The organism is Collinsella aerofaciens, assembly GCF_015670745.1.
GTDB lineage: Bacteria > Actinomycetota > Coriobacteriia > Coriobacteriales > Coriobacteriaceae > Collinsella > Collinsella aerofaciens_T.
In genome coordinates this window covers 40,413-52,091 of the sequence record NZ_JADPCH010000004.1, presented here as the reverse complement: position 1 = coordinate 52,091, position 11,679 = coordinate 40,413, and the positions used below count along the sequence as shown (strand labels likewise).

At 59.7% G+C, this 11,679-nt stretch carries 10 protein-coding genes; 4 read left to right on the top strand and 6 right to left on the bottom strand.

Annotated features, from left to right (window positions below; genetic code table 11):
* Positions 1-21: 21 nt before the first annotated feature.
* On the bottom strand, positions 22-903 hold the full coding sequence (locus tag I4W07_RS02520; protein ID WP_118934451.1) for an SDR family NAD(P)-dependent oxidoreductase: 882 nt from the start codon (positions 901-903) through the stop codon (positions 22-24).
* A gap of 232 nt (positions 904-1,135) precedes the next feature.
* Here I4W07_RS02520 and I4W07_RS02515 point away from each other — a divergent pair, with 232 nt between their 5' ends.
* Positions 1,136-2,014, top strand: coding sequence for a LysR family transcriptional regulator (locus I4W07_RS02515; protein WP_271739741.1), 879 nt, complete (start codon positions 1,136-1,138; stop codon positions 2,012-2,014).
* Between the two features lie 43 nt (positions 2,015-2,057).
* On the opposite strand, the gene I4W07_RS09300 is transcribed toward I4W07_RS02515, so the two are convergent.
* The 4 genes from I4W07_RS09300 to I4W07_RS02495 all read right to left on the bottom strand — a co-directional run bounded on the left by I4W07_RS09300 (position 2,058) and on the right by I4W07_RS02495 (position 7,907).
* Positions 2,058-3,149 carry a GGDEF domain-containing protein gene (locus tag I4W07_RS09300; RefSeq protein WP_271739740.1) on the bottom strand — a complete coding sequence of 364 codons (1,092 nt, stop codon included), beginning with the start codon at positions 3,147-3,149 and terminating at the stop codon, positions 2,058-2,060.
* A gap of 532 nt (positions 3,150-3,681) precedes the next feature.
* Complete coding sequence (locus tag I4W07_RS02505; RefSeq protein ID WP_138375128.1) at positions 3,682-5,601, bottom strand: ABC transporter ATP-binding protein; 1,920 nt, start codon at positions 5,599-5,601, stop codon at positions 3,682-3,684.
* Positions 5,594-7,408, bottom strand: coding sequence for an ABC transporter ATP-binding protein (locus I4W07_RS02500; protein WP_196025510.1), 1,815 nt, complete (start codon positions 7,406-7,408; stop codon positions 5,594-5,596). Before I4W07_RS02500 ends, I4W07_RS02505 begins: the two co-directional genes overlap by 8 nt.
* Positions 7,401-7,907, bottom strand: coding sequence for a MarR family winged helix-turn-helix transcriptional regulator (locus I4W07_RS02495; protein ID WP_196025509.1), 507 nt, complete (start codon positions 7,905-7,907; stop codon positions 7,401-7,403). Before I4W07_RS02495 ends, I4W07_RS02500 begins: the two co-directional genes overlap by 8 nt.
* Before the next feature lie 447 nt (positions 7,908-8,354).
* On the opposite strand from I4W07_RS02495, the gene I4W07_RS02490 reads away from it, so the two are divergent.
* From I4W07_RS02490 to I4W07_RS02480, 3 genes are all read left to right on the top strand, one after another.
* Positions 8,355-9,179, top strand: a complete 825-nt coding sequence (locus I4W07_RS02490; RefSeq protein WP_035138774.1) for a PfkB family carbohydrate kinase — start codon at positions 8,355-8,357, stop codon at positions 9,177-9,179.
* Positions 9,172-9,501, top strand: a complete 330-nt coding sequence (locus tag I4W07_RS02485) for a TIGR04076 family protein (protein ID WP_084591874.1) — start codon at positions 9,172-9,174, stop codon at positions 9,499-9,501. The genes I4W07_RS02490 and I4W07_RS02485 overlap by 8 nt, the downstream gene beginning before the upstream one ends.
* A gap of 183 nt (positions 9,502-9,684) precedes the next feature.
* Positions 9,685-11,046, top strand: a complete 1,362-nt coding sequence (locus I4W07_RS02480) for an ATP-binding protein (protein WP_195445316.1) — start codon at positions 9,685-9,687, stop codon at positions 11,044-11,046.
* 186 nt (positions 11,047-11,232) lie between these two features.
* Here I4W07_RS02480 and I4W07_RS02475 read toward each other — a convergent pair whose 3' ends face one another.
* Positions 11,233-11,679 (bottom strand): low molecular weight protein-tyrosine-phosphatase, encoded by a 447-nt coding sequence (locus I4W07_RS02475; protein WP_035138777.1) that lies wholly within the window; start codon positions 11,677-11,679, stop codon positions 11,233-11,235.

Below are 11,679 nucleotides of genomic sequence, written 5' to 3'. Positions count from 1 at the left end.
GGTCCTCCCTGTCGGGTTGGTTTACTGGTCAGTCGGCTTGGCGACGCCGGACTCATCGGACCAGAGCTCGACACCCTTGTTCTTAAGGTAGTTGTCGGCATAGGCGCGACGGCCGCCGGGCTTGGCGGTGAGGTCGCCCATCATGTTGGAGAAGCCGCCGTCGACCTTGATGGCGTCGCCGGTGGTAAAGTCCGAGCGCTTGGACGCCAGGAACATGACGGCGTTGGCGATATCGCTGACCTCGCCGATGCGGCGCGTGGCGATCAGGCGGCTGCGGCTCTTTTCGACCTCGGGGTCGGCGTAGAAGTTGGCCGACATCGGGGTCTTAACGAAGCAAGGCTCGACGCAGTTGGAGCGGACGCCGTAGGGGCCCCATTCGGCAGCCAGCATCTTGGACATCATGTTGACGCCCGCCTTGGTGGAGCTGTACACGCCCGAGAACGTCTCGGGGGAGTGGCTGGCAACGGTCGAGATGTGCACCAGGCGACCCTGGCCGGCCTTGATCATCTCGCGACCAAAGCGCTGCGAGGTGATGAAGTAACCGGTGAGGTTGACGTTGAGCACCTGCTCCCAGTCGCTCAGCGGCAGGTCCTCCATGGCGGCGAAGCGCAGGATGCCGGCGGTGTTGACAAGGACGTCGACGCGGCCGAAGTCGGCGATGGTGGCATCGACGGCGGCCTGAACCTCGGCCTCGTCGGTGGCGTTCATCTTGTAGCCCTCGGCGTGGATGCCAAACTCGGCGGCGAGGTCGGCGGCTGCGGCCTTGACCTTCTCCTCGTCCAGGTCGAGCAGGACGACGTTGGCGCCGTTGCGGGCGAACTCGCGGCAAATCTCGACGCCCATACCGCCGAGCGCGCCGGTCACGGCGCAGACATCGCCCTCGAGCTTAAGCCAATTGCTCATAGGAACTTCCCTTCTTGTGCCTCCCGGTGGGTCGCTCCCATTAACCGACCCACGTGGTTTTCGCTGGCTATCGTATGCTTTGCATTTGCGCAGGTGAATTGCATATTTGTTAGAATGGCGTTAACCGTAGGTTTATACTGTGCGATGCAGTTTATCTCAATCGAGCGCGTGACCTGCCAAAACGACCCCCTGTGGCGCCATGCGTTCACAGGCGCGAAAACGGGAGATTGACGTGTACGATCGACGACTCGAGGCCATATCGGCCGCCGCGGAGCTGGGAAGCTTCTCACGTGCGGCGGCAAAATTGCGCGTGTCGACCCCGGCGCTCGTCAAACAGGTGTCGGGTTTCGAGGCCGAGTTTGGCATCACGTTGTTCGAGCGCTCGCATTCGGGTGTTAAGGTGACGCCGGCGGGCGCTCTGCTGGTGGACGACGCGCGCTCGATCATGCGGCAGTCCGAGGACGCGCTGCGCCGCGCCCGACGCGCGGCGGGCGATGGCGGTGCCGTGCGTCTGGGTGTGTCGATGATGTGCCCGGGGCGCCAAACGCTGTCGATGTGGTCGGGCGTACACGAGCTGGAACCGTCGCTGCGATTTGAGATCGTGCCGGTAAGCGACCTCTATGACGAGCGCGAGACCGTCATGCGCAGCCTCGGTCGTGAGGTCGATGTGGTGCAGTCGAGTTTTTCGACCCCGCGCTGGGGTGACGCCTGCCAAAAGCTCCGCATTGTCAACGTGCCGTTTTATATCGACCTGCCGCGCACGAGCCCGCTGGCGCGCAAGAATCGCATTACGGTCGCCGACTTGGAGGGTATGCGTCTGCGCGTGCTCCGCCACGGCAACGACGCTATGGACAGCCTGCGTATCGATCTGTTGGCCGACGGCGGCGTAGACGTGATCGACGTGGACAGCTTTGACTTTGCGCTCTTTAACGAGGCAGAGGAAAAGGGCGACGCGGTGCTCACCTGCGGCGCATGGTCGGGGGTGCACCCGGCCTTTGTGGGCGTGCCGTTCCTGTGCGGGCGAGAGGTGCCGGTCTTTTTGCACTATCCGCTCGAGCCCACCCTCCAAGTACAAAAATTCGTCAACGTCATGGCCCAACTCCTCAAGTAGCCAAAAGAGTCCCGTCCCAAATTAGCTACCCTTTGCTACGGGTTTAGCGGTCCTCGCGTTGCGGCCCGGCTGCCTCGGCTGTCTTTACGCGGTTCTTATCGACGTACATGTTCTTGTCGGCCTGGGAAAAGAGTTCGCGCATGGTAGGCGGCTCGTCAAAATCGCTGGAAAGCGCATAGCCCACCGCGTAGCTGATGGGCATATCGGGGTGGACTTCGGAATACTCGTTCACGTTCGCGCGAATCCGAGCGAGACAAGATTCCACAGCGGCTCGGTCGGCATCCCGCAGCACCGCGATAAACTCATCGCCGCCGTCGCGACCCACAAAGCACGTCTCCGACGCCACACTTCCCAGTTGTTGGGCAAAAGAGCGAATGTATTCATCGCCCTTCTCATGGCCGAAGTTGTTATTGACCATATGCAGATTGTTAAGGTCGAAGACGCACACCGCAACGGGCTCCTCCGCGGAGACAGGCTGCTCCTGCCCCAAGATCTCCTCGCACTTGTTCTTGTTGGGCAGCCCCGTGGCTTCGTCGAGATAGACTTTGTTCTGCAGTTCGCGATTGAGCGCGGCAGTTCGCACCGCGCGAACAAGTTCGACCGCAAAGGTCGCCACCAAGCCCATGATGTCGATGATCACCAGGCCCTCGAGATAGTTGAGCGCCGACGCCTTCTCCTGAGAGTAGTCCTCTGCGAGTCGCGTAGCATCGTCGCAAATGCCAAAGAACTCCTCGCTCATGGAGATGATGTCGGTGTTCTCATAGCCGACTTCGCGCACGCGGATGATCTCGGTGCAAAGCTCATCAAAATAATTTGCAAGCTCGGTCATTTTTGCCTGATACTCATCGTCGTCGAGACGGACGAGGTTGAGGTCGTCACTTCCGTAACGCAAACCGTTGATGTATGAATCCACGGCTTTGAGCAGGTCATCTTGAGGCTGGCCCGCATCCTCGAGCTTAACGATTCGCTGCGTGGTACCGCGCACCAGACCGGCGTAGTTGACCACACGCGCCGTGCCCTGGATATCGGAGACGAGCAGCATAACATTGATGAAGAAGAAGATGAGAACTGCCGTGAGCACCATCATGAGCAGGCGCACCGCCTGGCCGGCCTTCTTGGCGACAGAAGTGTTCACAAGTTCACTCCCCTAAATGACAAAAGAACAGGTAGCACGCAGTGTGCTGAAATTCATGGGTGGTTAACTCTACCATATGGGCCAGCAGCCTCAAACTGCAGCAGACGCTCGTCCAAATTGGCGTGACGCTTGCCTTGTTGTTCTTGACCTGGCCGCGCTATCGGACATGCTTCTGGTCTTGGATCACCATGGGAAAGCTCATCCCGTTTTGTGCGTCTAGAGTGGGATGCGGCTTCCCAAAGGTGCCGTTAGGGGAAATCACATCCCGGTTTACCCCCTTGAAATGGGATGCCGTTTCCCGGAGGGGGTCCAGCGGGAAACGGCATCCCATTTTGGGCCCGAAAAGTGGGATACGGTTTCCGGCCGGCATGAAAAAGCCTCCGCAGCTCGTGTGGCTGCGGAGGCTTTATTCGTTGCGGTGCATTGTATTTGGGTCGTTGAGATGAGTCGATTTGCCCCGAAAGAGGAGGGCATTGACCTTAGGGTCATGCCCGACGAATGAGCGACAAATCGGCCATCTCGGCGAGCCGAACTACTCCAGCTCAAACGCTCCGGTATAGAGCTGGTAGTAATACCCGCGCTTGGCGATCAGCTCGTCGTGGTTGCCGCGCTCGATGATGCGGCCGTGGTCCAGACAGATGATTGCGTCGGAGTTGCGTACGGTGGAGAGGCGGTGCGCGATGACAAACGTCGTGCGGCCTTCCATGAGCTTGTCCATGCCGGCCTGCACGATAGCCTCGGTGCGGGTATCGATGCTCGACGTGGCCTCGTCCAGAATCATTGCCGGCGGATCGGCGACGGCGGCGCGTGCGATCGAAATCAGCTGACGCTGGCCCTGCGACAGCTGCGCGCCGTTGCCGGTGAGCATGGTGTCGTAGCCGTCGGGCAGGCGGGTGATAAAGTCATCCGCGCCCGCGAGCTTGGCCGCCGCGATGCACTCCTCGTCGGTAGCGTCCAGGTTGCCGTAGCGGATGTTATCCATCACAGTGCCGGTGAACAGGTTCACGTCCTGTAGCACGACGCCCAGCGAGCGGCGCAGGTCGGCCTTGCGGATCTTGTTGACGTTGATGCCGTCGTAGCGGATCTTGCCGTCGGCGATGTCGTAGAAGCGGTTGATGAGGTTGGTGATGGTCGTCTTGCCGGCACCGGTGGCGCCGACAAACGCGACCTTCTGGCCCGGCTTGGCAAACACGGACACGCCGTGCAACACCTCGTGGTCGGGCGTGTAGCCAAAGTCGACGTTGTCCATGACCAGATCGCCACGCAGCGGCACGTACTCAATTTCGCCGGTCGCGCGGTGCGGATGCTTCCACGCCCACATGCCGGTGTGGTGGTCGGCCTCCTCGAGCTGCCAAGTGTCGGGGTTGACCTGCGCGTTGACAAGCGTCACGTAGCCCTCGTCGGCCTCGGGCTCCTCGTCGATGAGCTCAAAGATACGGTCGGCGCCGGCGAGGCCCATGACCACGGCGTTGATCTGCTGCGAGATCTGGCCGATCTGTCCGCAGAACTGCTTGGTCATGTTGAGGAACGGCACCACGACGGCGATGGACAGTGCCATGCCCGAGATGCTCAGGTTGGGCACGCCCAGCGCCAGGAAAATGCCGCCTGCCAGTGCAACCAGCACGTAGAGCAGGTTTCCCAGGTTCATAAGGATAGGCATGAGGATGTTGGCGTACATGTTGGCCTTCTGCGAGACCTCGAAGAGCTTTTCGTTGCGCTCGTCAAAATCGGCCTCGGCGGCAGACTCGTGGCAGAATGCCTTGACGACCTTCTGGCCGTTCATGACTTCCTCGATATGGCCCTCGACAACGCCGAGCTCGGTCTGCTGCGCAATAAAGAAGCGCGCGGAGTTGGAGCCGAGCAGCTTGGTCATAAAGGTCATAAAGGCGACGCCTGCCACAATGACCAGGCACATCCAAACGCTGTAGTACAGCATGATAAAGAACACCGTGACGATGACGATGGTCGTCATGAGCAGGTTGGGCAGCGACTGGCTGATCATCTGGCGCAGCGTGTCGATGTCGTTGGTGTAGTGGCTCATGATGTCGCCGCGCTGGTGCGTGTCGAAGTAGCGGATCGGCAGGTCCTGCATGCGGTTGAACATCTTCTCGCGCAGCTTCTCGAGCGAGCCCTGCGTGACGATGGCCATGGCGCGGTTCCAGAACAGCGAGGACAGGATGCCGACGCCGTAGATGCAGGCGAGGGTGGTCACGAGCTGTGCGATCTTGGGCTGTGCAGCTTCCCAATCGCCCGACTGCCACGATTCGCTAATAATCTGCAGGGCGCTCTGAAGGAAGGTCGCGCCGATGGAGTTGATGATGGCGCAGAGCACCACGCCGACGACGACGAGGGGCAAAAGCACGGGGTAGAAGCCAAAGAGCGTCTTGATGAGGCGCGACATGGTGCCACCCTTGCGGTTGAGCGCGCGCTCGGCGGTCGTTGCCTTACTCATGTGCCTCGCCTCCTTCCTGGGTCTGAGCTTGTGTTGCGGATGCCTCGGTGTCGGCTTCGACGGCCTCTTCGCCCTCGGCAGACATCTTGTTCTGCGAGGTGAAGGTCTCGCGGTAGATCTCGCTCGTCTTGAGCAGCTCGTCGTGGTTACCGATCTGCGCGATACGGCCGCCCTCCATGACGATGATGCGGTCTGCGTCCTGCACGGAGCTAATGCGCTGGGCGATGATGAGCTTGGTCGTGTTGGGCAGATAGCTTGCCAGCCCTGCGCGAATCTTGGCGTCGGTCTTGGTGTCGACGGCGCTGGTGGAGTCGTCCAGGATCAAGATCTTGGGGCGACGCAGCAGGGCGCGCGCAATGCACAGGCGCTGCTTCTGACCGCCCGAGACATTGGAGCCGCCCTGTTCGATCCAGGTGTCATAGCCCTTGGGGAAGCCGTCGACAAACTCATCGGCGCAGGCCAGATGTGCCGCCTCGCGGACTTCCTCGTCGGTGGCGTTCGGGTCGCCCCAGCGCAGGTTCTCGGCAATGGTGCCGCTAAACAGCACGTTTTTCTGTAGCACCATGGCCACTTGGTGGCGCAGCGCGTCCAGGTCGTAGTCGCGTACGTCCATGCCGCCCACGCGCACGGTGCCTTCGGTGGCGTCGTACAGACGGGCGATGAGGTTTACAAGCGTGGACTTGGCCGAGCCGGTACCGCCGATGATACCGATGGTCTCGCCGCTCTTAATGTGCAGGTCGATATCGTCGAGCGCCTGGCGCTTCGCATGCGCGGAATACTTAAAGCTCACGTGGTCAAAGTCGATGGAACCGTCGGCAACCTCGAGCACGGGCTCGGCGGGATCGGCGATCGTGGGCTCGGCGGCCAGCACCTCGGTAATGCGGTGCGCCGATTCGTCGGCCATGGTCACCATGACAAAGATCATCGACAGCTGCATCAGGCTCATAAGGATCTGGAAGCCATAGGTAAAGATGGAGGAGAGCTGGCCCACGTCGAACAAGGTGCCCTGGCTCGTGATGATGAGCTCGGAGCCCAGGTAGATGATGACGACGAACGCGCCGTTGACGCAGATGTTCATCATGGGGTTATTGAAGGCGAGCAGCTTTTCGGCGCGGGTGAAGTCCATCTGGACGTCGCGCGCGGCGGTGGCGAACTTCTCTTTCTCGTAGTCCTGGCGCACGTAACTCTTGACCACGCGCATGCCGGTGACGTTTTCCTCGACGGACTCGTTGAGCGCGTCGTACTTGCGGAACACGCGGGCAAAGATCGGGCGCACCTTATAGATGATAAAGAACAGGCCAAAGCCCAGCAGCGGAATGATGACCAGGTAGACCATGGCGACGCTGCCGCCCATGGCGTAGGCCATGGCAAAGGCAAAGACCAACACCAGCGGCGCGCGCACGGCGATGCGGATGAGCATCATAAAGGCCTGCTGCACGTTGTTGATGTCGGTGGTGAGGCGGGTGACGAGCGAGGAGCTCGAGAACTCATCGATGTTGGCAAAGCTGAACGTCTGGATCTTGTAGAACAGGTCGTGACGCAGGTTCTTGGCGAAGCCGCAGCTCGCATGACTGCAGGTGACGCCGGCAGCGGCACCAAAAGCGAGCGACGTCAGTGCGATGAGCACCAAAAAGCCTGCGGTGGGAAGCATCTGGGCGACGGTGGCACCGTCTTTGATGGCGTCGATCATGTCGGCGGTGATAAACGGGATCATCATTTCGCAGAGCACCTCGCCAAGCACCAGCAGCGGCGTGGCGATCGTGACCTTCTTGTAATCGCGGATGCTTCCCATGAGGGTTTTAATCATCCAGTTCCTCCCAGGTTACGCGGATTTTTTCGAGCATCTCGGCGAGTTGTTCGCGCTCGTCGTGGGTGAGGGCACCAAAGGCCTGCTCTCTAAAGCGAATGCGGGCTGCCTGGTCGATGCGGGCGTTTTCCCGGCCGGTTTCGGTCAGGCGAATGGTGAGCTGCCGTCGATCCTTGGGGTTACGGCTGCGCTCGATGAGGCCGTTGAGCTCGAGTTTGGACAGGATCTCGGAAAGCGACCCCGGCTTGAGGTCAAAGTGCATGCCGAGTTCCTGCTGCGACATCTCGCCGCCGGGTTGCTTGGCCAGCAGGCAGATGATGGGCGCCTTGCCGGACACGCCTCCGCCATGAAAATGCATGTAATGGCCGCAAAAGCCCAGGCCATTGAGGATGCGCTTGGCAAGCTTGTCTTCTGAGCTAACCGCTTCGGGTGCATCCGCCGGCTGTGACGGTTCGCCGCCGGGCTCGTGCGAACAAAGGTTAAGAGGTTCATCGCACATGAATTAGTGTTGCTCCTTTCTTTAGTTAGGTAGTGGAATTGTTTTGTGCCTAACCAATCTAGGAGCATGAGAAATGAATGTCAAGGTACCAAACTTATTAAGTTACGGCGTTTTGCCAAACGCCGTAACCGCTCGACGCTGCAAACGCTCCTAAGCGGCAATCTGGCGTTCAATCGTCGGGCATGGCCACAAGGCCTATGCCCTCCTCTTTCACGCCACCTTGCTCGCTTAGGAACGTTTTCGCTGTCCGTCCTCAACCTGTGATTCCGCCACGGTCCGTTTCGGTGCATGCAATCCCTTGGGGACGGAGGAAAAGGGATCATTTTCCGTAACCTTTCCGCAACAATTTACCCTTCGCGCTGCTCGACTCCGCTCACAACGTCCCCTGCGCTACACTTAGTCGCACTGTGGCGCTGCTGCGCCGTGCCCGAACCAAGGGAGACCCTCATGAAGAACACTCAGCTGCTGCTGATCAACGATATGTGCGGCTACGGCAAGGTCGCGCTTTCCGCCATGCTGCCGGTGCTGTCGCACATGGGCTACCGCATCCACAACCTGCCGACGGCACTTGTGTCCGATACGCTCAACTATCCCAAGTTCTACATCCACGACACCACCGAGTACGTGCGCCAGAGCCTCGCCATCTGGGAGGAGCTCGGCTTTGAGTTCGACGCCATCTCTACCGGCTTTATCGTGACCGAGGAAGAGACGCGCATCATTTCGGACTTCTGCCACCGTCGCGCGCAAAAGGGTACCAAGGTGTTCGTCGACCCCATCATGGGCGACAACGGCAAGCTCTACGCCGGCGTGCCCGAGTCCACGATCGGTCTCATGCGCAGCCTGCTCGAGTGCGCCGACTATGCGGTGCCAAACTACACCGAGGCGTGCCTGCTCACCGATACGCCCATTGCCGAGCAAATCACGCCCGATGAGGGCCGCACTCTTGTGGATGCCGTGCGTGCCCTGGGCGCCAAGTCGGTGGTCATTACGAGCGCTGTGGTCGACGGTGCGAATGTCGTCATCGGTTACGACCATGTGGCGGGGGAGTACTTCACGATTCCCTTCGACCTGATCCCGGTCTATTTCCCGGGCACGGGCGACACGTTCTCGGCGGTGCTCGTCGGCCGCGTTATGGCAGGTTGGAGTCTGCAGCGCGCGACGTCCGATGCCATGCGCGTGGTGGCTGAGCTTATCGAGCGCAATGCCGACCAAGAGGATAAGTCGGCTGGCCTTCCCATCGAGGCCTGCCTGGACGTGATTGACCATGAGTAATGCTGGCGAGGGCGGCGCCAAGCCTGCGGGCGGGGGCAAGCCGCTCGGCGCGCCGCGTGGCAAGCGTCCGCGTATCCGCGTGAGCTGCGTGGACCAGCTGGGTGCGTGCCGCTGCCACCATGGTCACAAACCGGGCGACGTCTTCGACTTTGACCGCGACCGCGGCAAGATGTGTGCCATGGCCTGCCATGTGGGCTTTCCCTATATCGATATCCTGCGCTATGGCGGAACCGTGCCTGGCAACGAGCCTGGTACGGCAAAGTTCTGCTGCCCCGAGGTCGATACGCTGAACGTCTGGCTTGCCGAGATCGTTGACGAGTAGTCGAGCGCAATGTGGCAAAGGGACAGCCCCTTTGTCACATTCGCCGGGGCTGCCCCTTCTTTTTGCTTATAATCCTAAATCTCTGCATTTCATCCGATTTTAGGTTCTAAAAATCCTACATTTCATCGATAATTAAGCGCATAAAACTTTGCATTTCATTTGATGACACTGAGGGGAGAGCCTATGCTGCGCAGGAAAATAGCGGCAGAGCTGGAGCGTTGGCTGAAGTCTGCCGAGCAAAAGGCCTTATTCATCACGGGTTCTCGCCAGATCGGCAAAAGCTATTCGATTCGCGCATTTGGCAAAGCCAGCCATGCAACCTACATCGAGCTTAACCTCATGGAAAATCGCCAGGCAAAAGATGCTCTTCTCGAGGCGCGGGATGCCGATGATTTCATCAGCAGGGTGACGCTTCTTTCGGGAAAGTCGATTGCACCAGGCAAAACGCTCGTGTTTATCGATGAGGTCCAAGAGGCCCCCGACATCATGACGATGGCAAAGTTCCTTGTTGAGGACGGGAGGTGCCGCTGGGCGTTTTCGGGGTCAATGCTCGGGACCCAGTTCAAGGGCGTCAGGTCCTATCCCGTGGGGTATGTCCACGAGCTTAGGATGTTCCCGCTCGATTTTGAGGAGTTTTGCTGGGCAACCGGGGTGAGCGAGGGGGCTCGCCAAACGATACGTGACGCGTGTATCAGCGAGAGGCCCATTCCTGATTACATTCATGACGCGATGATGGCAAACTTCAGGACCTATACCGTTGTCGGCGGAATGCCGGAGGTCGTGCAGCGTTTCCTTGACACGCAGGGCGACCTTGCCTCTGTTCGTCAGCTACAGTCAGAGCTCAACGAACAGTACCGGCGGGATATCTCCAAGTATGCAAGCGGGCGAGCCCTGCAGGTGCAGAGCATCTACGATCAGCTCCCTATTATGCTCGAGGGCGAACACAAGCGTTTCGTGCTCAATTCCATTGACCCCAAGGCGCATTATGAGAAGTACCAGCGAGATTTTGTCTGGCTTGTCGATGCCGGCGTTGCTCTCAAAGCCGATATCGTAACCGAGCCAAAGTCGCCCCTGCTCAAGACGGCACGGCCATCGCAGTTCAAGCTATACCAATCGGATACGGGCATGTTGATGGCGCGCTACCCCGTTGGAGTCGCCCAAGCGGCGTATCTTGATAGCAAGGAGCCCAATCTGGGCGGCATTTACGAAAACGTGGTGGCCCAGCAGCTGGCTGCCCAAAATCGCCAGCTTTACTACTATCAGACAAAAAAGCGCGGTGAAGTGGACTTTGTGGTCGACGGACCGGATGGGACGGCTGTTCCGATCGAGGTTAAATCGGGCTCCTATTACCACGCGCACGCTGCGCTCGGTCATGTGCTTGATACGGCTGAATATGGCGTAAGGCTCGGGATTGTTTTCTCGAGAGGCAACGTTGAGCGCAACGGAGCGGTTCTCTATTTGCCGCTATATGCGACCTGGGCCCTTTCGGATGTTTTGGGCGACTCCTGCGCCGAGGGGATAAAGCTGGAGGTCAAGCCGGTCTAGGGCCAGTCCCGGATGTGACAAAGGGACAGTCCCTTTGTCACATTCATGAGTGTGGATTTTCTCCCACCGAGATAACGAGCGTGGATTTTCTCCCGTTTAGAGCGCACTCGAACGCTCAAAGTGGGAGAAAATCCACGCTCGTTTTATGCCGATGGCGTGGCCCGTGTGCCCGCGCCGCCCGAGCGCCTACAGCTGCTCGAGCATGGCGGTGCAACCGGCGAGTACATCGCGGTAGGTGGCGTCGAAATTGCCGGTGTACCAGGGGTCGGCCACGTCGCCGGGGCGATCGGTCCAATCGAGCAGGCGCGAGATCTTGCCATCGGGGTCCTTCCCAAAAATTCGGTACAGGGCGCGGGCGTTCTCGTCGTCCATATAGACAATGTGGTCCCAGTCGCCATACTCCGCGCGACGTACCTGACGTGCGCGATGTGCGACGACGGGAATCCCGACCTCGCGTAGCTTGGCAACGGTACCGTGGTGTGGCGGGTTGCCGATCTCCTCGGTCGAGGTCGCCGCGGAATCGATGGCAAACTCCGCCTCGCGCCCAGCGCGGCGCACGAGCTCGGTAAACACCGACTCGGCCATCGTCGAGCGGCAGATGTTTCCATAGCAGATAAACAGTACACGTTGCAT